Below are 23,231 nucleotides of genomic sequence, written 5' to 3' on the forward strand. Positions count from 1 at the left end.
ATCAGCAGACGGTCAGCGCCGGATCAGTGCGGGCCGGCACGGCCGCCTAGATTGGTGCCATGACCAGGCAACCGACGCCGCCGGTGGGGGTGACGTTCGGCGTACTCGGGCCGGTGACCGCCACCGCCGCGGGCGGCCCGGTCCCGCTGCGGGGACACCGGCAGCGCCTGGTGCTGGCCCGGTTGCTGATCGCCCACGGCCGGGTGGTGCCGGTGGAACGCCTCGTCGACGACCTGTGGGAGGTCCCGCCGGACGGCGCGGTGGGTGCGATCCGCACCTTCGTCGCCGACCTGCGCCGGGCGTTGGAGCCCGACCGGCCGCCCCGGCAGCCACCCCGCCTCCTGGTCACCGAACCCCCGGGGTACGCGCTGCGGGCCGCCCCGGGCACGGTGGACGCCGACCGCTTCGAGGCGGCCGTCGGCGAGGCGGGACGGCTGCTGGGCGGGGAACTGCCCGCGCCGGCCCTGACCGCGCTGGACGCGGCGCTCGGGCTGTGGCGGGGTCCCGCGTACGCGGACTGCGCGGGCGCCCTCTGGGCCGTCGCGGAGATCAACCGGTTGAACGAGCTGCGGATGCTCGCCGTCGAGCGGCGCGCCGAGGCGCTGCTCGCGCTGGGTCGTCCGGACGAGGCCGCCGCCGACCTGCCAGCCCACCTCGCCAGCCATCCGCTGCGGGAGGACGCCTGGCGGTTGCTCGCGCTGGCCCGGTACCGCGCCGGCCGGCAGGGTGAGGCGCTGGCCGCGCTGCGCGAGGCCCGCGACGTCCTGGTGGCTGAGCTGGGTCTGGACCCGGGGCCCGAGCTGCGCCGGCTGGAGGGCGACATCCTGGCCCAGGCGCCGCACCTGACCCAGGCCCCCGCCGTGGCCGTGGCAGACCGTGCCGGACCCGTTCGGGACGGTGGGTCCGCAGCGGCGCCGCAGCGACCGTTCGTCGGGCGGGACGTGGAGCTGGAGCGGCTGCGGCACGCGGGCCAGGTCGCCGCCCGGTCCGGCCGGCCCACGCTCGCCCTGCTCAGTGGGGAGCCGGGCGCCGGCAAGACGGCCCTGGCCGAGGCGCTGACCCGGCAGCTCGCCGCCGAGAACTGGACCACGGCCTGGGGCCGCAGTCCCGAGTACGAGGGCGCCCCGGCCGCCTGGCCGTGGACCCAGATCACCGACACGCTCACCGAGCCGTCCGGGTCGGGCGGGCCGGCGGGACCGGGCGAGCCGGCGGGACCGGGCGAGCTGTCCGGGTCGGGCGAGCCGCTGGACGGCGGTGGGACGGCCGGGACCGGTGGCGCGGGTGACCCCGCCGTGGCCCGGTTCCGTCGGCACCGCGCGGTGGCGTCGTTGGTCTCCGCCGTCGCCGACCGGGGGCCCCTCCTGCTGGTCCTGGACGACCTGCACCGCACCGACGGCGACACCCTGGATCTGCTCACCGCCCTGCTCACCGGGCCGCAGCCGGCCACCGGGCCGGTGCTGGTCCTGGGCACCTACCGGGCCACCGAGATCAGCCCGGAGCTGACCGCCGCCCTGGCCCGCGCCGCCGGGCTCGAACCGGTGCGCGTATACCTCGGCGGCCTGTCTCCCGAGGCGATCGGCGAGCTGGCCCGCGCCCTCGTCGGAGGGGACCTGGACCCGCCCACCGTCGGGCTGATCCATCACCGCAGCGGCGGCAACCCGTTCTTCGTCCGGGAGCTGGCCCAGTTGTACGCCGGTGCGGGCGGCGCGGCGCTGGCGGCGGTGCCGCCCGGGGTGCGTGATGTCATCCGGCACCGCCTCGCCCAGTTGCCCGCACCGACCCGTACCGTGCTGCGGCAGGCGGCGATGCTCGGCCGGGACGTCGACCCCGCGGTGCTCGGCGCGCTGACCGGCGACCCGGCGGCGCTGCTGGACGCCGTGGACCGCGCGTTGCAGGCCGGGTTCCTGACCGAGCGGGAGCCCGACGGGCGACTGCGGTTCACCCACATCCTGGTCCGCGACACGCTCTACGCGGACCTGTCCGCGGCGCGTCGCGCGGCCTGGCACGCCGCCGTCGCCGAGGCGTTGCGGCGGCGCCAGCCCGTCGACCCCGCCACGCTCGCCCACCACCTGCTGCGTGCCGGCGGCCCGGCAGCCGCCCACCAGGCCGCGGGCTACGCCCGTACCGCCGCCGAACAGGCCGAACGCGCCGGCAACCCGCACGAGGCGGCCCGGCTGTGGGCGCAGGTCATCGACGCGTACGACCGGGCCGGGGGGACCGAGCGGCGCGAGCGGTTGAGCGCGGTGCTGGGTCTGGGGCGTGCTCTGGCGGTGACGGGCCGGTTGGCCGATGCGCGCGGGTACCGCGCCGAGGCGATCGCCGATGCCGAGGCGGTCGGTGACCCCCGGCTGACGGCGGAGGTGCTGGCCGGTTTCGACGTGCCCGCCATCTGGACCCGCAACGACGACGATCTGCTCTCCGAGCGGATCGTGCGCGCCGCCGAGAACGCCCTGACCGGCCTCGGCCCGACCGGCTCGGCGCAGCGCAGCCGGCTGCTGAGCACGCTCGCGCTGGAGCTGCGCGGCACCACAGGTGACCGTGGCCGCCGGGCCGCCGCCGAGGCCGAGCGGATCGCCCGGACCGTCGCCGACCCCGGGTTGCTGGCCTTCGCGCTGAATGCGCGTTTCATGCACGCCTTCCACCGCGTCGGGCTGGCCGCCGAGCGGGCCCGGATCGGCGCGGAGCTGATCGACCTGGCCACTGCGCGCAAATTGGTGACCTTCGAGGTGCTGGGTCACCTCATCCTGGTCCAGTCGGGCTGCGCGCGAGCCGACCGGGCCGGCGCGGACGAGCACGCCCGTGCCGCCGACCGCCTCGCCCAGCGGTACGAGTTGCCGCTGGTCGGGGTCTTCACCGGCTGGTACGCCGCGCTGCGCCGGGCGTTGGGCGGCGACCGGGAGGCGGCGGCGACCGCGTACCGGGCGGCCGCCGAACGGCTCCCCGGCGACGCCATGCCGGGTCTGGCCCACGGACTGCTGCCCCTCGCCCTGCTCGGCCTGCGCCTGGCCGAGGCCGTCAGCGCCGACCCGCTGGCGCGCGCGCCGACAGGTGCGCGCCGAACGGGCTACGACCAGCCGGTGTCCGGGTCAGCCGGCCAGCGGCCGATCCCCGGGCCGGACGACGAGGACTGGGCGGGCCTGGACTGGGGGCCGCACGAGCCGTGGGTCCGCCCGCTGCTGGTCGCGGCCGAGGGGGACCTCGGCGCCGCCCGAGCGGCCCTGCGGGTCCTCCCGGACGGGCCGCACGACCTGCTGCGGGAGGTGCGGCTGTGCCTCACCGCGCGGGCCGCCGTCGGCGACCGGCCCACCATGGAGCGCGTCGCCGCCGCGCTCCGGCCGGCCGCCGGCGAACTGGCCGCCGGCAGCGGGGTGCTCACCGTCGGCCCGGTGGCCGGGCACCTCGCCGACCTGGCCACCGCCCTGGGCCGCGACGAGGAAGCCGCCGTGCACCGTCGTACCGCCCGCCTGCTCACCGCGCGCGTCCGCACCGCCGATCCGGCCTGACCCGGCCGGGGGCGCGTCCCCCGCGCTCGGACGCCCGGCGACTTGCCCGTTCCTGTGGAACCGGCAACCGGGGTGCGATCAGATGGAACAACCCGGCGTTCGTCGTCGGCCGGGGATCGAGGGGGTACGCCGTGCAGGTGCTCGTCCTGATCGTGGTGGTGGGCGTCACCGTCCTGGTCGGCACCACCCTCGGCGGCCGGTACCGGGTGGCGCCGCCGGTGCTGCTCATCGGGTTCGGGGTGCTGCTCGGGCTGGTGCCGCCGCTGTCCGAGGTGACCCTGGAGCCGGACCTGGTGCTGCTGATCTTCCTGCCCGCGATCCTCTACCGGGAGAGCCTCACCATCAGCCTGCGCGAGATCCGGGCCAACCTGCCGGTGATCGGGCTGCTCGCCGTGGTGCTCGTGGTGCTCACCATGGTCACGGTGTCCCTGACCGCGCAGGCGTTCGGCGTGCACCCGGCAGCCGCCTGGGTGCTCGGCGCGGTCCTCGCGCCGACCGACGCCGCCGCGGTCACCGGCCTGGCCAAGCGCCTGCCCCGGAAGCTGCTCACCACCCTGCACGCGGAGAGTCTGATCAACGACGGCACCGCCCTGGTGATCTTCGGGGTGACCGTGGGTCTGCTCACCCAGAGCGAGAAGCCGGGGGTGCTGGGCATCGGCGAGGAGTTCGTCGGGGCGGGCGTCGGCGGGGTGGTCGCCGGTCTGCTGGTGGGCGCCGCCGTGGTGCTGATCCGCAAGCGGCTCGACGACCCGCTGCGCGAGGGGGCGCTGAGCGTGCTGACACCGTTCGGCGCGTTCCTGCTCGCCGACTCGGTGCACGCCAGCGGTGTGCTGGCCGTCGTGGTCGCCGGCCTGGTGCTGGCGTACGCCGGTCCGCGGGTGATCCGCGCCCGGTCCCGGGTGCTGGCGTACGCGTTCTGGGACCTGTCCACGTTCCTCATCAACGGCGGGCTGTTCGTGCTGCTCGGCACGCAGATCCCCCGGGCGGTGAAGGACATCTCCAGCACCTCGCCGGGCCGGGCCCTGGCGATCGTGCTGGTGGTCACCCCGGTCGTCGTCGCCACCCGGCTGCTGTTCCTCTACCTGACGGCGGAGTCGGCGAAGCTGCGCCGCCGGATGCTGGACGAGGACCAGTCGGCGTCCAACTGGCGGGTGGGGATCGTGGCCGGCTGGTCCGGTTTCCGGGGCGCAGTGTCGCTCGCCGCCGCGCTGGCCGTCCCGACGATGACGGCCGCCGGTACACCGGTGGTCGAACGCGACCTGATCATCTTCGTCACCGCGCTGGTCATCGTCGTGATCATGCTCGTGCAGGGCACCACCCTGCCGCTGGTGGTGCGCTGGGCGGGGCTGACCGGCGACCCCGAACGCGTCGACGAGGCCCGGCAGGCCCGCCTGCGCGCCACCCAGGCCGGCCTGGACGCGCTGCCGCAGGTCGCCGCCGAGGTCGGCGTCGAGGGGGAGGCGGTACGTCGGCTACAGGCCGAGTACCAGCGGCACCTGGCGGACGTCAACGACAGCGGTGGGCGTACCGCCGAGGAACGCCGGCTGGACCGCCGACTGCGCCTCGGCGTCCTGGCCCACAAGCGGCGGGAGCTGACCCGGCTGCGCGACAACCGGGAGATCGACGACCTGGTGCTCCAGGAGCTTCAGGCCGCCCTGGACAACGAGGAGATCCGGCTGCTGGGGCGGGGACCCAACGAGTGAACACCCGCCGGTGCGGCCCGGTCCGGGCCTGACGGATTGGTGACACCGCCCGCCACGCGTGCGGGACATTCGGCCACGTCGTCGGCGGGTACGGTAAGAACCGGTTCGGCGTCCGTCGATGTGTTCGGTCCGCGAGGGGGTGCCCATGACCACCGGAGGGAGCGAGGCCGACCTGCGGGCGGTCACCGAGCGGGAGTTCCTCGACGAGCTGGTGGCGGTCACCCGCGAACGCGTCGCCACCGAGTTCCTCTACCTGATGGCGCAGGACGACGCCGTCATCGGCGTCCAGTGGGAGCAGCCCGGCGTGGACCACCTCCGCCGCTACCGGGTGCGTGACGCCTGCCCGCACTGCGTCGTCCTCGCGGGGGTGTTGGCGCTGGCGCCGATGCTGCCGCTGGACGTGCTGCGCGCCGGGCGCACCCGAGGGCAGTACGAGACGGTGCTGCGCACCGGCCGGCTGCCCCACCTGGCGTTCGCCCGTCCGGCCGGTCCGCCCGGCGCGAGCTGGCTGGGGGACTGCCACGCGGTCGACGGTGACCCGCACTCCGCCGCCGACTGCCCGAGGCACGCCGTGGCCTCGCCCACCGGCGACCCGCTGGAGCTGCGCCTCGGGTCGCTGCCCCGGGCCGTCCGGGAGCTGTACCCGCACGACGGCGCCGCGACCGCCGACCTGGCGCAGCGGTTGCGGATCGCCCAGGACTGGCGGACCGACGCGCAGGCGGTGGCGAGCGGCATCCGCGAGGCGGCGGCGACCTGGGCGTTCCTGCGCACCTCCTGCGTGCTGGGCGTGCCGGTGCCCGGCGTCAACGGTCTCGTGCTCACCCTGCCACCGGGCCCGGCCCCGGACGACCGGCCCCTGTCCGAGCTGCACGCCGCGACGGTGCGCGCCGTGCCCACCGGTGGCCCGCTGCCCTACCAGGAGCGGGCCTGCCTGCTGCCGGAGCCGGCGTCGGGTACGCACCGCATGCCGACGTACGCCGGCGCAATGGACCTGACCGCCGCGGCGCCGGTGCGTACGCTGCGGCTGCCGTCGCCCCGCCGGCCGCTGAGCACCACCGGCCGGGGCGTGCTGCTGCTCTACGAGGCCCGGCACGCCATGGGCCGGCACGTCGCGAGCGCGCCGGTGCGCGACGCCGCGTACTGGGATTCCGAAGCGGCGTTGAACGTCTTCGAGTTCACTCTGCTGGAGCGGGTCGCCGGGCGGCACTACCAGGAGGCGGTGGCCGCCTACCTGCAGGCGCTGCGCCGGGAGGGCGACCTGCTCACCCGCCCGCACAAGGTGCTCGACCGGCCCCGGCGCAAGGCGCTCTCGCTGGCGTTCGGCGGGCTGGACGACGAGGAGCTGCACCTGTGGGCGTCGGTCGCGTACCGCAACGCCATCCTGGAGCTGCTCGGCGACCTGAAGGCGTTTGCGGTGCACCTGCGCCTCCAGGCCGGCTGAGCGGTCGTCTCAGAGCACCTGGGCGAGGAAGCGGCGGAGCCGGGGATGCTCGGCGCCCTCGAAGATCCTCTCCGGCGGGCCGGCCTCCAGCACCACACCCCGGTCCATGAAGGCGACGGTGTCGGCGACGTGCCGGGCGAAGCCCATCTCGTGGGTGACCACCACCATCGTCATTCCGGCGGCGGACAGGTCGGCCATCACCCCGAGCACCCCCTTGACCAGTTCCGGGTCGAGCGCCGAGGTGGCCTCGTCGAAGAGCATCACCTCGGGCCGCAGCGCCAGCGCCCGGGCGATCGCCACCCGCTGCTGCTGACCACCGGAGAGCTGCGCCGGCCGGGCATCGGCCTTGCCGGCGAGCCCCACCAGCTCCAACTGGGCGCGGGCGACGGCCACCGCCTCGTCCTCGCCGAGCTTGCGCAGCCGGCGCAGCGCCAGGGTGACGTTGCGCAGCACGCTCATGTGCGGGAAGAGGTTGAACTGCTGGAAGACCATGCCCACCCGCTGGCGCAGCGCGTCCGGATCGTCGCGCAGGACGCTGCGCCCGTCCAGCAGCACGTCGCCGCGGTCGGGCTCGATGAGCCGGTTGAGGGTACGCAGCAGAGTGGACTTGCCCGACCCGGACGGCCCGATCACGCAGGCGGTCCCACCGCGCTGCACGGTCAGGTCGACGCCGCGCAGCACGCGGTTCGGCCCGAAGGCCAGGTGGACGTCGCGCGCCTGGAGGCTGACCGAGGTGGTGGTCGCGGTGGTGGTCATCGCCGGTCTCCTTCCGGGGCCCCGGTCAGCGCCGGGTCGTCCTCGTCCTCGTCGTCGGCGGGTGCGGTGGCCGGCCGGCCGTGGCGCAACCGCCGGTCGATCGCGTTCACGACGTGCGTCAGCGGGACGGTCAACGCCAGGTAGAAGAGTCCGGCGAGCAGCAACGCGGACTCGTTGCCGGTGGTGGCCGCATAGTCCTGCCCGATGCGGAACAGCTCCCGCTGGCTGGCCACCAGGCCGAGGAAGTAGACCAGGCTGGAGTCCTTGATCAGCGCGATGAGCTGGTTGACCCAGGCGGGCAGCACCCGCCGGATGCCCTGCGGGATGATCACCAGCCGCATCGCGTCGGCCCAGGAGAAGCCGAGTGCCCGCGCGCCCTCCAACTGGGCCGCCTCCACCGACTGGATGCCGGAGCGGAAGATCTCCCCGATGTACGCCGCCGCGATCAACGACAGCGCGAGGATGCCCAGCGGGTACGGGTCCGGTCCCCAGACCTGCATGCCGAGCGGTGCCAGCCCGACGCCGATCAGCAGGATCGTCGCCGCGGCCGGCAGCCCTCGGAAGACGTCGGTGTAGACGCGCGCCGGCCAGCGCAGCCACCGGCTGCGGGAGATGCCGGCCACGGCCAGCAGCAGGCCGAACACCGTGCCGAGCAGGGCGGCGGAGACCGCCAGGATCAGCGTGTTGGGCAGCCCGACGGTCAGCATCTCGGGCAGCGCCTCGCGCATCGCGTCGGCGTCGAAGAAGGTCTCCCACAGGGTGCTCAACGGATCCATCGGTCGCCTCTCCTACCGCCCCGCTCGCTCGTCACCGGTTCAGGACGCGGCCGACGCCGACGCCGACGGCGCCGCCACGGTGCCGCTGCCCGGGGTGAAGTCCGCCGGGATCGGGCGGCCCGGGTAGTACTGGGCCTGCAACCGGCTCCAGGTGCCGTCGGCGATCACCTCGTCGAGGCCCTTGTTCAGCGCCTCGCGCAGCTTGTCGCTGCCCTTGGCCACGGCGTACGCGGTCGGCGCCGGGCTGAGCTGCTTGGCCGCCACGGTGATCTTGCCGTTGCTGTCGGCGGCCGACTTCTCGCCGATCTCCGCCGGGGCGATCCACGCGTCGGCGGTGCCCGCCTTGAGCTGGTTGAGCGCGCCGTTGTAGTCCGGCACCCGCACCGGGTCGAGCTGCTTGCCGGTGGCGTAGTCGTCCTGGACGGTGCCCTGCACCACCACGACCCGCTTGCCGGCGAGCTGGTCGAACCCGGTGATCGGCGAGCCGGCCGGCACGTCCAGCCCGAAGTAGCCGAAGTCGTAGCCGTTGCCGAAGTCGACTGTCTTCTTCCGCGCCTCGGTGATCGTGATCGAGGAGCTGCCGACGTCGAACTTGTGGTTGTTGACCTGGGAGAGCAGCGCGGAGAAGTCGGTGCCGACGAACTCGACCTTCAGGCCGAGCTTGCCGGCGACCGCGGTCAGCAGGTCGTTGTCGAAGCCGGTGAACTTACCGTCCTTGAGGTACACGTTCGGTGGGGCGTCGGTCAGCGTGCCGGCACGCAGCACGCCGGCCTGCGCCAGGCCGTACGGGTTGCCAGCGGTGTCGTTCGAGGCGTCGTCGGTGCCGCAGGCGGTCAGCGCGCCGGCAACCACAAGGGCCGCCCCAACGGCAACGGCACGGCTCAAGCCAGAAGAAAATCGCACGGGTGTCTCCAAAAGGGTGTGTCGACCCGGTCGATCATGAAGTTGTTGCCCCGACACGCCGGTCGGGCGGGCAACAACATCATGATCGACGCGAGGGGTGGGGTGGGCGTGGTGCGCCCGGGGGAGGGAGGGGAGGGGAGGGGTTAGCGCGTGGGGCGGTGGTTACACGCCGCGCTGCACATTCGCATCAGGTCCACGTGGCGACGCCGGGTCAGGGGCGGCGTGAGCCGACCGGCCGGTGGCGTGGGGCTGAGAATGCGCATACGGTCTCCCGGGTCTGTTGCTGACCTGGGTGCCAGGCCACGCTTGCGCCGGCGTCCTGCCGGTGCCTGGTCTTCACCCGGGGCACCCCACCGCGGAGGAGGGTTGCCGGCCAGCGAGCCGGGGCTTCGCGCTGGCACTCATGACCTGCGCCGAGGCTAGCAGCTCCCACCTGTGGATCGTCCAGCCGTTATGACCACGCTCACCGCCGGCGCCGGTTCGACCGGCAGGTCAACCGGCGTGCACGTGCGGCCGGCGGCGCGGGTCGGGCTCTTGGCGACGCAGGATCTCCCGGGTGACCGAGGCGATGGCGCCCTGCCCGAACGCCAGGTAGCGCAGGAGGTTGCGACCCGGGCCACCCTCGCTCCATTCGAAGTAGATGTGTGGGCGTCGCCTGCTCCGGTCGCGGATCTCCAACAGCAGGGCGGCGAGCGCGGTGGGCACCGAGGAGCCGGTCAGGCTGAGCACCTGGTAGCTGTCGTGCGCCACGCTGCCGCGCACCGGCAGCTCGGTCTCGAAGTCCGACGGGTCGGTGACGTGGACCTCGACGAAGATGACGTCGCTGTCGTCGGGGAAGTCGTTGTCCGCCATGGTCTGCGCCAGCTTGGCGCGGTATTCGGCCGGGTCGCGGCGGTCCGGCTCGTGCGCGATGAGGCGGATCCGACGGGTGGCACGCTCGTCGATCATCCGGGCGGCGGTCGGATCCAGCTCGACGTGGTCGACTCGCACCTCGTAGGCCCGTACGAGCCGGGACAGCACCGACACCAGGATCATCCCGCCGATGAAACAGGCGGCGATCTTGACGCCGTCGGGGCGTTCCACGACGTTCGCCAGGGTGGTGTAGACGAAGATCAGCGCGATGGCCCCGAAGGCGTACATCCGCCCCCGCTGCCGCCGTCGTCGCGCCGCGAGGGTCACGGCCGTCGCCGCCGAGGTGATCAACACCAGGACCCCGGTGGCGTACGCGCCGCCCTGCGCGTCCACGCTGGCGGAGAAGATCACCGTGATCAGGAATGCCACCGAGGTGAAGACCAGCACCAGCGGCCGGACCGCCCGCGCCCAGGTAGGGGCCATGCCGTAGCGCGGCAGATACCGGGGTACGAGATTGAGCAGCCCGGCCATCGCCGACGCGCCCGCGAACCACAGGATCCCGATCGTGGACAGGTCGTAGACGGTGCCGAAAACGCCGCCGAGGTGCTGGTGCGCCAGGTAGGCCAGGGCCCGGCCGTTCGCCGGCCCGCCCGGTTTGAACGCCTCCGGCGGGATCAGCACGGTGGTGGTCACACTGCTGGTGATCAGGAAGACGCTCATCGTCGCGGCGGCGGTGGTGAGCAGCCGCCGCGCCCCCCGGATCCGGCCCAGCGGCCGGTCCTCCGAGTCCTCGCGATCCCCCCGGATGTGCGGCATCACGGCCACCCCGGTCTCGAAACCGGACAGGCCCAACGCCAGCTTCGGGAACACCAGCAGGGACAGCCCGACCACCAGCAGGGGATCGCCGTGCCCGGTGCTCAGCGCGGTGGTCCAGTCCCCGACCGCGCTCGGGTGGGTCACCACCCGCCACAGCGCGTCGGCGATCACCACCGCGTTCAGCGCCAGGTAGACCGCGACCAGGACGACGGCGATCCCGATGGCCTCGCCGAATCCCTTGAGGAACACCGCGCCCAGCAATGCCACCAGCAGCAGCGTGATGGCCACCTCGTGTCCCTTGAGCCCGCTCGGCCAGAACGGGTTCTCGTCGAGGTGGGCGGTCGCGTCCGCCGCCGAGAGGGTGATGGTGATGATGAAGTCGGTGGCCGCGAAACCGAGCAGCACCAGCACCAACAGCTTGCCCGGCCAGTAGCTCAGCAGGCGTACGAGCATCGCGATCGAGCCCTCACCGTGCGGGCTCTCCACCGCCACCCGCCGGTACACCGGCAGCGCGCCCAGCAGCGTCACCAGCACCAGCACCAGCGTCGCCACCGGCGACAGCGCCCCGGCCGCGAGCGCCGCGATGCCCGGCTGGTAGCCCAGCGTCGAGAAGTAGTCGACACCGGTCAGGCACATCACCTTCCACCACGGGTGGTGCCGATCCTCAGGCGGGCGGCCGCCCGGGCCGGAATGCCGCGCGGCCCGCTCCGTACCGCCGTCGAGCAGCCAACCGCGCAGCCGCCCGGCGCGCCTGTTGCCCTGCACCGGCGCTTCCCCCGTCCTCCGCCCATGGTCACCGCGAGTATCCGCCCGGCCACACGCGCCCGTCCCCAGGTACGCCGAACCCGCCCGTACCGGGTGGGGACGGCCGGCGAGTCGGAGGGTTTCGGGCCGGGGGCAGGGGGGATGCAGCGCCTCCGGCGCGCCTCGCACCGAATCGTCCGGTCGGGCCGGGAGGCCGCCGGATCGGATGCCACCGGGGAAGGAGCGGGTCATGGTCGGCGGCCGTCGCTTCCGCCCGGGTGGTGGCTTCGGCCGTCAGCTCGACGAGCACGAGACCCGCGTCGGCGTGCCGCCGCCGGAGCCGCCCCCGCCCGCCGGTGGCATGGTGGACAGTGCCGTCTACATCCGGGGACACCGGATCGCGTCGCCGGCCGGCCTCGCCGAGACGTACTCCTGCCTACAGGAGCAGGACGACGCGATGGCCTGGATCGGGTTGTACCGGCCCGACATCGACCAGATCTCCTCGCTGGCGCGCGAGTTCCGCCTGCACGACCTGGCGGTGGAGGACGCGATCAACGCCCACCAGCGACCCAAGCTGGAGCGGTACGGGCACACGCTGTTCGTGGTGTTGCGTGCCGCCCGCTACGACGACCTGCGGGAGGAGGTCGAGTTCTCCGAACTGCACCTGTTCATCGGGCCCGGTTTCGTGGTGACGGTCCGCCACGGGGAGGTCCCCGACCTGGCGGCGGTCCGGCGCCGGATGGAGGCCGACGCGCCGATGCTCGCCCAGGGGCCCGAGGCGGTCCTGTACGCGATCCTCGACCAGGTCGTCGACGGGTACGCGCCGGTGGTCGCCGGGTTGGAGAACGACATCGACGAGATCGAGACCCAGGTCTTCGGGGGTGACCCGAACGCCAGCCGGCGCATCTACGGGCTCAGCCGGGAGGTCATCGAGTTCCAGCGGGCCGCCCGGCCGCTGCTCACCATGCTCGACGCGTTGGCCACCGGCGCCGGCAGCTACGGCACGGACGAGGAGCTGCGCCGCTACCTGCGTGACGTGACCGACCACCTCACCCAGGTTGTCGAGCGGGTGGACGGGTTCCGGCACCTGCTGCAGAACATCCTCACCGTCAACGCCACACTCGTCTCGCAGCAGCAGAACGAGGAGATGCGCAGCCTGACCGCGGCCAGCTACGCGCAGAACGAGGAGTTGAAGAAGGTCTCCTCGTGGGCCGCGATCCTGTTCGCCCCCACGCTCATCGGCACCGTGTACGGCATGAACTTCGTCCACATGCCGGAGCTGAACTGGCGCTTCGGCTACCTGTTCGCGCTGCTGCTGATGCTGCTGGTCTGCGGAACCCTCTATCTGGTCTTCAAGCGGCGCGGCTGGCTCTAGCAGCGGGGCGCGAGGCTCACTCGATGCCGCGCAGGATGTGCCGCTCGTCCTCGCTGTCGTCGTCACCGGCGCCGATGCGACCGAGCAGCACGGCGGCGGCCCAGATGGTCAGGGGCGTGGCCGCCCCGGTCATCCCGCCACCGGTCCGGTCGTGGCTGGTCTGGCTCCGCTCCGTGCGCGGTGGCCTGCGCTGAGCCTGCATGGGCCCTGCCTCTCCTCGTCGAAGCCGCCGCGGGCGGCCCGCTCGCGCGGGTCACCACCGGTACGGCATCCACGTCGAACCATCCCACGCCCGGCCGCATCCGCACCCCCTGTTTTCGGTTTCCCGACTGTCGCCCGCCAAACCGGACATCTCGCCTCGATGGTGCACCGACCGGCCGAATGGGTAGCGAGGTACAGGTGAGCGGATCTCTCGACACCGCCGTCCGGGTCGCCACCGGACGTGAAGCCCTGCCTCGCTACCTCGTCGCGGCGACGCTCGCCCGCGGCGCGGACGCCGGCGCGACCGTGGGAGTGGTGTTGCTGGCCACCGTGTCGCAGGTCGGGGCGACCCGGCCGGCGCTGCTCGGCGTACGCGCCGGACGCCATGCGGACGCAGGTGTTCGTGTCGACGGCGGCCCTGAAGGTGGCCGCCGGCTCGCTCGGGACCGGGCTGGCCGGTGCGCTCGCCCCGCTGGGTCCGCGCCTGCTGCTGGTGGCCGGGGCATCCATCGCGCTCGCCGCAGCCGTGGCGGCGACGGTGTCCGCGCGGCGGCGCGTCGACCGCCAGGACGGCTGGGACCTTGACAAACCCTAGGCCAGCGGATGGGTGATGCCGCGGGCGTGGTCGGTGAGGGCCGCGCCGACCACGGTCGCCGCCAGCGGCAGCACCTCCAGGCAGCGGCGCACCGCGGCGGCCATCAGCGTGTTCGGCACCCGCATGGACAGCGTGCAGTGCGGCACCCAGCGCCCCGGCTGGTAGTGCTCGACCAGGGTGATCCCGGCGGCGGCGAGCCGGCCGTGCACCAACCGGTGGTGCGCGAGCAACTCCGGGGTGGGCGCCGGGCCGAGCCAGAGCACCCGTCCGACGAACTGCCCCGTGTACTGGAAGTCCAGTCGTAGTGGGGCCGCCACGACCGTTCCGCGCAGCGCCTCGGCGACCTGTTCGGGGTCGAAGCGGGGCGCGACCGCGAGCGACACGTGCGGGCGGTGGCGCTGCTCCAGCAGCGAGCGCATGCTCTGCACGCCCTCGGCCTCCAACGCGTCCCACAACACCCGGATCCGCCGGGTGGCGTCCGGGTCCAGATACAGCTCCAGCGCCGCGACCACGTGATCACCGTAGCGGCCGAGGTCTGGCTGTCGGTGTCGGGCGGTACCGTGATCGGAAACCGACCAGGAGGCGTGCCCCGTGGACGTGAGTGACCTGCTGACCGAGACGTACGACCGGCTGCCCGACCTCGTCCGCGCGGCGGTCGACGGCCTCACCCCGGAGCAGCTGCGTCGGGCGCCCGGCGAGGGCGCCAACCCGGTCGGGTGGCTGGTCTGGCACCTCACCCGCGTCCAGGACCACCACGTCGCCGACCTGCTCGACGCCGAGCAGATCTGGGTCAACGGGGACTGGGCGGGGCGGTTCGGGCTCACCGCTGACCCGCACAACACCGGCTACGGCCACACGCCCGCGCAGGTGGCGGAGGTGCGCCCGGAGAGCGCGCAGGCGCTGATCGACTACTACGAGGCGGTTTCGGCGCGTACCGGATCGTTCCTGGCGGGGCTGCGCCCGGCGGACCTGGACCGCGTGGTGGACGAGTCGTGGGACCCGCCGGTCACTCTCGGCGTGCGGCTGGTCAGCATCGCCGACGACGACCTGCAACACGCCGGGCAGGCCGCCTACGTCCGCGGCCTCGTCGAGGCCGTCTGACCCGCGTCCCCCGGTTCACCCGGTTCGGGTGACTCCCGCTCACCCCGCGCCGGGTGATTCTGCGGGGATGCGGGAGGTGACCTGATGGGTACGACGGCGGCGCGGTTCCTGCAGGACCTGGACGCCGGCCGGCGCCCCGACCTGTCCGAGACCACCGCCGGGACGCTGCGGCTGGACATGCGCGGCGACGGCTGTACCGATCACTGGTACCTGACCGTCGCTGACCAGCACGTCCAGGTGACCCGGTCGGCCGACGACGCCGACCTGCTGGTGCGCGCCGATCGGGCGGTCTTCGACGAGTTGGCCAGCGGTCAGCTGCACCTCGCCGAGGCGTTGCTGCGCAACGAGCTGACCGTGCGGGGCGACATGGCACTGCTGTTGCTGCTGCGGCGGATCTTCCCCGGCCCGGCCGACGCCCGGCATCCCCGTGCGCTGGGCCGGGCGGCCCTCGCGAGACAGGAGGGGTCGCGATGAGGCAGGAGCAGGTGCACGTGATCGCCGGCAACGTGTTCGCGATCAGCGACGCCCAGGGCGACATGGAGGTCGACCCGCAGGCGCCGGTCGGGCTCTTCTCGTTCGACACCCGCTTCCTGTCCCGGTGGGTGCTCAGCGTCGACGGGGAACGCCTCAACGCGCTCTCCCGCGACGACATGACGTACTTCGAGACCCGGTTCGTCCTGGTGCCCGGTGCGGCGAGCCACTACGTGGACGCCGACGTGTCGATCATCCGGCACCGCTCGGTGCACGACTGCTTCCACGAGCAGATCACCGTGCTCAACCATTCGCCGAAGCCCGCCGACTTCACCGTGCGGATGGAGGTGGGCGCTGACTTCACCGACATCGCCGAGATCGCCGACGTCGCACGGCCCCGACCGCGGGCCGTCCACGTCGCGGTCGACGCCCACCGTGCGGCACTCGTGCTGCGCTACGAGCGGGAGCGGTTCGGCCGCGTCACCACGGTGCACAGCACCGCCCCCGCCGAGGTCGACGAGGAGGGGCTCACGTTCCGGATCAGCGTTCCGCCCGAGGGGAAGTGGGAGACCACCCTGCACGTCAGCATGACGATGCGGGGCGAGGGTGACCGGGACATGCGCGCCGATCTGGAGTCGCACCAGCAGGTCCTGCGGCGGGGAATGGGTGACGACCTGACCGCGTGGTTGGCCCGGGCCCCGCAGTTGGTGGCCGAACGGGCGGGCCTGGAGGAGACGTACCAGGGCGCTCTGGCCGCCCTGGCGGCGCTGCGGTACCAGCCGCTGGCGTACACCGACCGGGTGCCGGTCGGCGGCCTGCCGTGGGCGATGGGAATGTGCGGGCGGGACAGCATCATCACCTGCCTGCAGAGCCTGGCGTTCACCCCCGAACTGGCCCGCGCGACGCTGCGGATGCTGGCGCTGCTGCAGGGTGGCCAACTCGACGACGAGCACGACGAGGAGCCGGGCAAGATCCTGGTCCAGTTGCGCTACGGCGAGTTGGCCGCGTTCGGGGAGCGGCCCAACGCGTTGTACTACGGCGCGGCCGACACCACCCCGCTGTTCGTGGTCCTGCTCGACGAGTACGAGCGCTGGTCCGGCGACGCGGAGCTGGTCCGCGAGCTGCGCCACCCGGCCCGGCGGGCGCTGGACTGGATCGACGAGTACGGCGACATGACCGGCGACGGTTACGTGCGCTACCAGCGCCGCAACGAGCGGCACGGCGCGGTAAACCAGTCCTGGAAGGACTCCCGGGACGCGATCGTCGACGCGCACGGGCGGTTGCCCGCGTTTCCCCGCGCCACCTGCGAGTTGCAGGGCTACGCGTACGACGCGAAGCGGCGCGGCGCCCGGCTGGCCCGCGAGTTCTGGGGCGAGCCCGAGTACGCCGACCGGCTCGATCGGGAGGCGACGGCGCTCAAGGAGCGGTTCAACCGGGACTTCTGGTTGCCGCACCGGGAGTACTACGCGTTGGCGCTGGACCCGTACGGCGAGCAGGTCGACGCCCTGACGTCCAACATCGGGCACCTGCTGTGGAGCGGGATCGTCGCGGACGATCGCGCCGAGGCGGTCGCCGAGCACCTGCTCGGGCCGCGGCTGTTCAGCGGCTGGGGGGTGCGGACGTTCGCCACCGGCCAGCGCCCGTACAACCCGGTGGGCTCGCACCTCGGGGCGGTGTGGCCGTCGGACAACGCCCTGATCGCCGCCGGTCTGCGGCACTACCGTTTCGACACGCACGCGGCCCGGATCGCGGCCGGCATCTTCGACATGGCGCAGACGCTCGGCGGAGCGGTGCCGGAGCTGATCGCCGGCTACGAGCGGAGCCTGACCAAGTATCCGGTCCAGTTGCCCTCGGCCGGTCGTCCCCAGTCGTGGTCCTCGGGCGCGCTGCTGATGTTGCTGGGCACCCTGTTGGGCCTGCGGCCCACCGGCGAGAACCTGCTGGTGAATCCCGCCCTGCCCAGCGGCTTCGGCGGTATCGAGCTGCTCGACATCCCCGGCCGTTGGGGGCACACCGACGCGTACGCCGGTGATCGCTCCACCCAGGCGGAGGCCCGCCCGCGGACCCGGCGGCGACCGTGACTCAGCGGCCGTCGCTCCGGGCTGTCGCACCGCCGGCGTCCTGATCGAGGGACGGGGACACGTGGGCCGGGGGAGGCCGCCGGCGGTGCGCCTGGGCGCGACGGAAATCCTGCACGGCGAGGCTCAGGCCGGCCAGCTCGTCGGGGCGCGGCGCGGCACGCACCGCCGTCAGGAGCAGCACGACCGGACGCGTGTCGGTCGACGGATCGACGGGGAAACCGCCGAGCAGCCGCTCGGCGGTTTCCTGGTTCATCCGGTCCGCGTTCATCTCGTGTCCCTCAGCGCCCACCCCGCGGGCGATGTCACATCGGCGCCCGGAGCGGGAACCGGTGGTGACAGCACGAGGCGAAGCGCCCGAGGGCGGGCCGGGGCTCAGCCCATGGTCTTCGACCCGTCGATCGCCTCACGCAGGATGTCGGCGTGCCCCGCGTGCTGCGACGTCTCGGCGATGAGGTGCAGCAGCACCCGGCGGACCGTCCAGCTCGCACCCGGCTCGAACCAGGGCGCCTGCGGCAGCGGGTGGGCCGCGTCCAGATCGAGGGTGGCGATCAGCTCGTCGGTGTGGGCGGCCACCGCCTGGAACCGCTCGACCAGCCCGGCCAGGGTCTCGCCCGGCGCCATCCGGAACTGACCGACCCAGTCGATCTCCTCGCGCTGCATGGCCTCCGCGCCACCCACGGCGAACAGCATCCACCGCTCCTCGGTGCCGGCGACGTGCTTGATGAGCCCGCCCGGGCAGAGCTCGCTCACGGTGCTGCGGGCGGCGGCCTGCTCGTCGGTCAGCCCGTCGACGGTCTGCAGGAGGAAGCCCCGGTGCCGGCGCAGCGTCTGCAGCAGGTCGGCCCGTTCCCCGGTGAGCTGCGCGGTGCTGGTCATGGTGTTGCCCTTCGGTCGAGGTCCGTCGGGCGCCAGCCTAGGACCGGGCACCGACACTTCGGGGTCGGACACGACGGGAGCGCCGGCCGCCAGCGGTTGCCGATCGGGGCGCGGGACTGTCCACTGAATGACATGGGTGTGATCAAGGTGGGCACGTCGTCCTGGGCGGACCAGACGTTGCTGCGCTCCGGCTGGTATCCGCGCTCGGCCAACACGCCGGCCGGCCGGCTGGCCTACTACGCGGGACGGTTCCCGCTGGTCGAAGTGGACACGTCCTACTACGCCGTTCCGGTGCCGGAGACGACACAGGGCTGGGTCGACGCGACACCCGACGACTTCACCTTCAACGTCAAGGCGTTCAGCCTCTTCACCGGGCATCCCACGCCGGTCGCCGTGCTGCCCCGGGATCTGCGGCCGGCCGGCGGCCCGAGCCGGGTCCGCCGTCGCGATCTGCCCGAGCAGGCGTACGACGAGCTGTGGGCCCGCTTCCAGGCGGCGCTGGACCCGATCGCGGCCGCCGGCAAGCTCGGCGCGGTGCTGTTGCAGTTCACGCCCTGGTTGGCGCACGGCGCCGCCGCCGAGCGTCGCATCGTGGAGCTGGCGCAGCGGTGCCGGCCGTGGCGGGTGGCGGTGGAGCTGCGGCACGCCTCCTGGTTCGACGGCGCCGGCGCGGCGGCGACCCTGGACCTGCTGCGCGCGCACGACCTGTCCCTGGTCTGCGTCGACATGCCACAGGGGCACCCGTCGTCGGTGCCGCCGATCCTGACGCGGACGGCGCAGCCCGCGATCGTCCGCTTCCACGGCCACAGCGACGCGTGGGGCGACGGCGACAAGCAGGACAAGTTCCGCTACGCGTACGACGAGTCGGAGCTGCGGGACTGGGCCGCGCGGCTGGCGGAGCTGGCCGGAGACGTCGACGACCTGCATGTGCTGTTCAACAACTGCTGCGCCGGGCAGGCCCAGCGCGACGCCACCCGGCTGGCGCAGCTGCTCGCCGAGACCATGCTCGCCGATCCGCGGGTGCCGCCCGGGCCGCGTGGACCGGCCGACGGTCAGACCGTCGCGGCGCGGGCCGCGTCGAGCGGCTGACGGACCGCTGCCCGCGTGCACCCCGTTTCGAGCGGGCACGCGGGCAGCGCCGTTGATCAGGAGCGTCGACCCCGGGTGCGCAGCGCGTCCTGGGACCGCTCGTTGACGTCCGCGTCGTCGGGGAAGCTCCGACCGCTGGGCGCCGGATCCGGTGGCGCTCCCGGCCCGGCCGTCGTCGTACGGGTGGGTTCGACCGAACCGAAGCCGTGCCGTCCGGCCGGACCGCTCCGGCCGGCCGGGGCGCCCGCGCGCCGCTCACCGCGCCGTCCCTCGGGCACCGCTGTCTCCTCGCTGCCCTCGTCCATCGGCGAGTCGTCGTCCGCGCCCCAGGGCGCGTCGGCGTCGAAACCGTCGTCGGCGCGCCACGGTTTGACCGCCTCCGGGACCGGCCGGTCACCGCCGCCTCTGCTGCGTCTCTCGTCTGCCGCCATGGCCACCTCGCTCGTCGGTCCGCCGCTGCCGGCGGACGGATTGCCCGTCCCCGGGCCGGTCCTGCCCGCTCGGCACGCCATAGCGCGTGGCGGGCGCGTGGGGTCGGCCGGCGCCCCGCCGTCGACGGTCCGGTGGGAAGCCGGCCGGCCCGACGCTCAGCGTCCGGCCATGGCCATCTGCCGCTTTCCCATGCCCATGCCCATCTTGCCCATGCCCATCTTGGCCATGCCCATCGGCGCGCTGCGCATTCCGCTGGTGCGGCTGAGGATCCCGCGCAGCACCTGACCTGGCTTCTGCTGCTCACTCATGTACGCCGTGACCACGACCAGTGATCCCGTCAGCGCCGGAATCGCCCACTGGAGCAGCTTCATCTGCCGCTGCGAGGAGGCGACGCTGGCCGGCGTCTGGTGGCTGGGTTCCGTGGCGCCGTTCACCGGCGGGCCGCCCGCCTTCTCCAACCGCATGCCGACCAACCGGCTGTAGCCGGTGACCGCGAGCGCGCCGATCGTCAACGCCGTCTTGATGGCGCTGGCCCGGCCGACCCCGCGCTGGGCCACCACCCGTGGGCTCTCCGTGACCAGTTCGCCGACCGCACCGGCCAGGTGCGCGCCGATCGCGGCCGCGTTGACCGGAGTCCACTTCGACCAACCGGCCGAGGCGACCGGAAGTCGCTGGGTCGAGTCGTTGATTTTCGCCGCTGCGCCGTTGACGCCGAAGGCACCCATGAGGGAGCCGCCGAACCAGGCCGCCAGACCCAGATCGTGCATCGAGCGCAGTGCGGTGTGTCGTTCGGACATGTGATCCCCTTCCGCCGTGTCGGGCGAAGCGGCTTACCCGCCGCCCGGGCGGCTAACCCCGTCGCCCGCCGGTCGATCCCCGTCGCGCTGACACGACGGGGACGTACGGGCGTCGCGGTCGGAGATCGCCGCCGGGAGGAGTCGTCCGCGCGGTGGCGGGTAGATCCGTCCGACGCCGACGGAGAGGGGAACGCGATGTCGCAGCCGGATGAGGTCCGCGAGAAGACCCCCAAGACCGACGCGGTGCTCATGCACCCGAACAACGATCCGCACCGGAACACCGCGGAGGTCGCGCCGCGCAAGGACCACGCGCAGATCCAGGTGGAACGCGACGACGAGCTGGTGCCGCTGGACCCGGAGGAGTGAGCGGGGCGGGCCGCCCCGAGCAGCCGGTACGGCTCAGCGGGGCGGCAGGTCCGCGGCGAAACGGGCGATCCGCCCGGCCAGCGGCGCGCCGGCGCGGACCCAGGTGAAGTGGTCCAGCGGCGCCCCGGCGTCCGCCACCGTGTACCGCTCGCGGGTCACCGGTGCCGCGGTGAGCTTCGCGCAGAGGTGGTCCATGGTCTCGTGCGGGGTGTACTGGTCGTCGTCCACGCTGATCGCCAGCACCGGTGTGCGCACCGCGCGTACCGCCGCTTCGGTGTCCGTGCCGTCGAGCCGGGGAAAACGGCCGGTCCGCGCGGTGTGTGCCCAGTCGCGGATCACGCCGCGCGCCTGCCGGCCGCCGAAGCCCCAGCCCGGCCAGACGCCGAGCAGCGCCGCGGTGGCGGCGATGCCCTGGGTGTACGGCAGCACGCCGAGCCCTCGGCGACCCGGATAGGTGCGCCAGTACGGGACGCCCACCGCGATCAGCGCCAGAGCGTCCACCGCGTCGCCGCCGTGGCGGGCGAGGTGCAGCAGGGCGGCCTGCCCGCCGAGGGAGTGACCGAGCAGCACCCGGGTACGCCCGTCCAGCCGCGGCTTGAGCGCCGCCAGGACAGAGCCGACGTCGCTGGCCAGCTCGGCGTAGCCGTGCCGGTCGGCGCGGCTCGGGGCGGGCGTGCTCGCTCCGGTCCCCCGCAGATCCGCGACGACCACGGCCAGGCCGGCGGAGCGCAGCGCGGCGGCGAACGGCCGGTAGTAGCGGGCGCGGACCCCCATCGCGGGCCAGATCACCACCACGGGCGCGCCGGGCGGGCCGGCCGGCTCGGGATAGACCTGCATGCCGAGCCGAGCGCCGTCGACGTCGACGAACTCCTGCGCGTACTCCGGATCCCCGTTCACCGGCCCAGCCTACGGCCCGACGTTACCGGCGGGTAGCCGAGGCGGTCCGGACGCGGCGGAGGCCCCGCCGGGTGGCGGGGCCTCCGGTGGCGCGCGACCAGTCAGGAGACGGAGATCGTCCCGTCACCGGCGCGGACACACGACACCGCGCGGGCGGCGGTCACGGCCGCGCCGGCGAGGCACCGGCCGAGCACCTGGTGCCCGGTGGCGTTCGGGTGCCACGACTCCTGGCAGGTCTGGAAGTAGCTGACGCACGTGTTGGCGATCCGCTGAATGGCGATCTTGTCCTTGCCGGCGAGGCTGGTCACGAAGGTGCCGGTCGCGCCGTCCTGCAGCCGGATGGGCGTGGCCAGCGCGCCGGTCGGGCTGGACGTCGACTCGCACAGCCGCGCGCCGTCGAAGGCCCGCTGCACGTTGAGGTAGACCAGGTCGTCGGCGGGGAACTCGGCGGCCAGGGTGTCCCGAGTGGACTTCACGATGCCACCCAGGCCCTGCGAGAAGCGGTGCCCGGGGGCGAGGCTGGCCCGGTGGATCGGGCAACCGGCGGCGTACCGCTCCGCGCCGAGGTCACGGAACTTGTCCCGGGTGTCGTCCCGGCCGTCCTCCTCGTAGTACACCGGGTTCAGGTCCAGCGGCAGCGGGTTGGTGTAGTCCTGGAACACCACCCGGTGCTGGCCGTCCGCGTCCACCTGGTCGAGGGTGGTCAGGATCTGGCGTACGGCGGCGGTGGTCTCCGCGGTCGCGGCGCTGAGCTGTGCGGCGGTGGCCAGGTCGGCGTCGCTGCACGGCTTCTGCTCCACCGGCCCGTTCAGGTACGCCCAGAACTCCCACCAGCCCGTCCAGGCGTCGGCGATGAACCGGTTGGCGCACGTCTCCGCGACGCTGCCGAAGGTGAACGAGCTGTTGTTGGAACCCAGGCCGATCAGCACGAGGTCGATGTCCTGCGTCTGCGCGACGGCGCGCAGCTGGTCGAGCTGGGCGGCCACGGTTCGGCCGTTGGCCCGCGCGCCGGAGGCGGTGGCGATGTCGTGCGGCTGGCCGCCCGAGCAGGCCAGGTTGAACCGGTTCTGGATACCCGGCAGGTTCGCCTGGTTGAGCGAGGCGTTCGCCGACCGGTGGCAGAAGTACGCGTTGTTGTTCGGCGCCGTCCAGCCGGGGAAGCCCTGGGCGACCCCGTTGGCGTCGACCACCGGGGTGTACGCCCCGGCGCCCTCGCCGCTGATGAAGCTGTCGCCGAGCGCCACGGCGGCGGTGGGCAGCGCGGCGGTCGCGGGGGCGGGCAGCGCGACGGCGGTCGACAGCGCTGCCGTGACGATCGTGAGTGCCGCGGCGAGCGCGGTACGGCGGAACCTGGGCATGGGGCTCCCATCCAGCGAAAGATGAAAGATTCTCTGAGAGCGCGATCAGATCACCCCTGTGCGACGGGCGTCAATGGCCCGTAACGGAACCGTTCGAT

General features: G+C 73.5%; 22 protein-coding genes and 1 riboswitch. Of the genes, 10 read left to right on the top strand and 12 right to left on the bottom strand.

Translation table 11 applies throughout. The annotated features are described in order from the left end of the window. Positions 1–59: 59 nt before the first annotated feature. The 3 genes from ABZU53_RS26410 to ABZU53_RS26420 all read left to right on the top strand — a co-directional run bounded on the left by ABZU53_RS26410 (position 60) and on the right by ABZU53_RS26420 (position 6,647). A complete protein-coding gene (locus ABZU53_RS26410; RefSeq protein WP_355068136.1) occupies positions 60–3,503 on the top strand; it encodes a BTAD domain-containing putative transcriptional regulator in 3,444 nt (1,147 codons plus the stop codon). Between the two features lie 131 nt (positions 3,504–3,634). After that, the gene (locus ABZU53_RS26415; RefSeq protein ID WP_355068138.1) at positions 3,635–5,206 is read left to right on the top strand and encodes a Na+/H+ antiporter; all 1,572 of its coding nucleotides are present in this window, start codon (positions 3,635–3,637) and stop codon (positions 5,204–5,206) included. A 145-nt stretch (positions 5,207–5,351) separates the two neighbouring features. Beyond that, positions 5,352–6,647 (top strand): hypothetical protein, encoded by a 1,296-nt coding sequence (locus ABZU53_RS26420; protein WP_355068140.1) that lies wholly within the window; start codon positions 5,352–5,354, stop codon positions 6,645–6,647. A 9-nt stretch (positions 6,648–6,656) separates the two neighbouring features. Here the strand turns inward: ABZU53_RS26420 and ABZU53_RS26425 are convergent, their stop codons facing one another. The 4 genes from ABZU53_RS26425 to ABZU53_RS26440 all read right to left on the bottom strand — a co-directional run bounded on the left by ABZU53_RS26425 (position 6,657) and on the right by ABZU53_RS26440 (position 11,515). Further along, positions 6,657–7,403: an amino acid ABC transporter ATP-binding protein gene (locus tag ABZU53_RS26425; protein ID WP_354855078.1), complete on the bottom strand. Its 747-nt coding sequence runs from the start codon at positions 7,401–7,403 to the stop codon at positions 6,657–6,659. Beyond that, positions 7,400–8,179 carry an amino acid ABC transporter permease gene (locus ABZU53_RS26430; RefSeq protein ID WP_354855079.1) on the bottom strand — a complete coding sequence of 260 codons (780 nt, stop codon included), beginning with the start codon at positions 8,177–8,179 and terminating at the stop codon, positions 7,400–7,402. The genes ABZU53_RS26425 and ABZU53_RS26430 overlap by 4 nt, the downstream gene beginning before the upstream one ends. A gap of 39 nt (positions 8,180–8,218) precedes the next feature. After that, the gene (locus tag ABZU53_RS26435) at positions 8,219–9,031 is read right to left on the bottom strand and encodes an ABC transporter substrate-binding protein (RefSeq protein WP_355068141.1); all 813 of its coding nucleotides are present in this window, start codon (positions 9,029–9,031) and stop codon (positions 8,219–8,221) included. 348 nt (positions 9,032–9,379) lie between these two features. Then, a riboswitch (SAM riboswitch) is annotated at positions 9,380–9,491 on the bottom strand. An 83-nt stretch (positions 9,492–9,574) separates the two neighbouring features. Next, the gene (locus ABZU53_RS26440) at positions 9,575–11,515 is read right to left on the bottom strand and encodes an amino acid transporter (RefSeq protein ID WP_355068143.1); all 1,941 of its coding nucleotides are present in this window, start codon (positions 11,513–11,515) and stop codon (positions 9,575–9,577) included. A gap of 229 nt (positions 11,516–11,744) precedes the next feature. Here ABZU53_RS26440 and corA point away from each other — a divergent pair, with 229 nt between their 5' ends. Next, positions 11,745–12,869: a magnesium/cobalt transporter CorA gene (gene corA, locus ABZU53_RS26445; protein ID WP_355068145.1), complete on the top strand. Its 1,125-nt coding sequence runs from the start codon at positions 11,745–11,747 to the stop codon at positions 12,867–12,869. A gap of 16 nt (positions 12,870–12,885) precedes the next feature. Here corA and ABZU53_RS26450 read toward each other — a convergent pair whose 3' ends face one another. Continuing rightward, positions 12,886–13,071, bottom strand: coding sequence for a hypothetical protein (locus tag ABZU53_RS26450; protein ID WP_007457747.1), 186 nt, complete (start codon positions 13,069–13,071; stop codon positions 12,886–12,888). 384 nt (positions 13,072–13,455) lie between these two features. On the opposite strand from ABZU53_RS26450, the gene ABZU53_RS26455 reads away from it, so the two are divergent. Further along, a complete protein-coding gene (locus ABZU53_RS26455) occupies positions 13,456–13,665 on the top strand; it encodes a hypothetical protein (protein WP_355068146.1) in 210 nt (69 codons plus the stop codon). On the opposite strand, the gene ABZU53_RS26460 is transcribed toward ABZU53_RS26455, so the two are convergent. Next, on the bottom strand, positions 13,662–14,177 hold the full coding sequence (locus ABZU53_RS26460) for a 2'-5' RNA ligase family protein (protein ID WP_355068148.1): 516 nt from the start codon (positions 14,175–14,177) through the stop codon (positions 13,662–13,664). The genes ABZU53_RS26455 and ABZU53_RS26460 overlap by 4 nt on opposite strands. Positions 14,178–14,256: 79 nt before the next feature. Between ABZU53_RS26460 and ABZU53_RS26465 the strand changes: the two genes are divergently transcribed. From ABZU53_RS26465 to ABZU53_RS26475, 3 genes are all read left to right on the top strand, one after another. After that, entirely contained in the window at positions 14,257–14,766 is a 510-nt protein-coding gene (locus tag ABZU53_RS26465; protein WP_354855085.1) for a DUF664 domain-containing protein, read from the top strand. An 84-nt stretch (positions 14,767–14,850) separates the two neighbouring features. After that, complete coding sequence (locus ABZU53_RS26470) at positions 14,851–15,240, top strand: SCP2 sterol-binding domain-containing protein (protein WP_354855086.1); 390 nt, start codon at positions 14,851–14,853, stop codon at positions 15,238–15,240. Further along, positions 15,237–17,318, top strand: coding sequence for a glycogen debranching N-terminal domain-containing protein (locus tag ABZU53_RS26475; protein WP_354855087.1), 2,082 nt, complete (start codon positions 15,237–15,239; stop codon positions 17,316–17,318). The genes ABZU53_RS26470 and ABZU53_RS26475 overlap by 4 nt, the downstream gene beginning before the upstream one ends. Before the next feature lies 1 nt (position 17,319). Here ABZU53_RS26475 and ABZU53_RS26480 read toward each other — a convergent pair whose 3' ends face one another. Together ABZU53_RS26480 and ABZU53_RS26485 are read right to left on the bottom strand one after the other, a co-directional pair. After that, positions 17,320–17,586 carry a hypothetical protein gene (locus ABZU53_RS26480; RefSeq protein ID WP_354855088.1) on the bottom strand — a complete coding sequence of 89 codons (267 nt, stop codon included), beginning with the start codon at positions 17,584–17,586 and terminating at the stop codon, positions 17,320–17,322. Positions 17,587–17,690: 104 nt separating this feature from the next. Beyond that, the gene (locus ABZU53_RS26485; protein WP_355068150.1) at positions 17,691–18,194 is read right to left on the bottom strand and encodes a DinB family protein; all 504 of its coding nucleotides are present in this window, start codon (positions 18,192–18,194) and stop codon (positions 17,691–17,693) included. Between the two features lie 132 nt (positions 18,195–18,326). On the opposite strand from ABZU53_RS26485, the gene ABZU53_RS26490 reads away from it, so the two are divergent. Further along, positions 18,327–19,283, top strand: coding sequence for a DUF72 domain-containing protein (locus ABZU53_RS26490; protein ID WP_355068151.1), 957 nt, complete (start codon positions 18,327–18,329; stop codon positions 19,281–19,283). A 56-nt stretch (positions 19,284–19,339) separates the two neighbouring features. On the opposite strand, the gene ABZU53_RS26495 is transcribed toward ABZU53_RS26490, so the two are convergent. Both ABZU53_RS26495 and ABZU53_RS26500 read right to left on the bottom strand, forming a co-directional pair. After that, positions 19,340–19,714: a hypothetical protein gene (locus ABZU53_RS26495; protein WP_354855091.1), complete on the bottom strand. Its 375-nt coding sequence runs from the start codon at positions 19,712–19,714 to the stop codon at positions 19,340–19,342. A gap of 156 nt (positions 19,715–19,870) precedes the next feature. Beyond that, a complete protein-coding gene (locus ABZU53_RS26500) occupies positions 19,871–20,512 on the bottom strand; it encodes a hypothetical protein (protein WP_355068153.1) in 642 nt (213 codons plus the stop codon). A gap of 195 nt (positions 20,513–20,707) precedes the next feature. On the opposite strand from ABZU53_RS26500, the gene ABZU53_RS26505 reads away from it, so the two are divergent. After that, positions 20,708–20,878 carry a hypothetical protein gene (locus tag ABZU53_RS26505; RefSeq protein WP_354855093.1) on the top strand — a complete coding sequence of 57 codons (171 nt, stop codon included), beginning with the start codon at positions 20,708–20,710 and terminating at the stop codon, positions 20,876–20,878. Positions 20,879–20,911: 33 nt separating this feature from the next. On the opposite strand, the gene ABZU53_RS26510 is transcribed toward ABZU53_RS26505, so the two are convergent. Both ABZU53_RS26510 and ABZU53_RS26515 read right to left on the bottom strand, forming a co-directional pair. Further along, positions 20,912–21,775 (bottom strand): alpha/beta fold hydrolase, encoded by an 864-nt coding sequence (locus ABZU53_RS26510; protein ID WP_355068155.1) that lies wholly within the window; start codon positions 21,773–21,775, stop codon positions 20,912–20,914. A 101-nt stretch (positions 21,776–21,876) separates the two neighbouring features. Then, complete coding sequence (locus tag ABZU53_RS26515; RefSeq protein ID WP_354855095.1) at positions 21,877–23,133, bottom strand: hypothetical protein; 1,257 nt, start codon at positions 23,131–23,133, stop codon at positions 21,877–21,879. Positions 23,134–23,231: the final 98 nt, after the last annotated feature.

Source organism: Micromonospora sp. NPDC005194, assembly GCF_040608335.1.
Taxonomy (GTDB): domain Bacteria; phylum Actinomycetota; class Actinomycetes; order Mycobacteriales; family Micromonosporaceae; genus Micromonospora.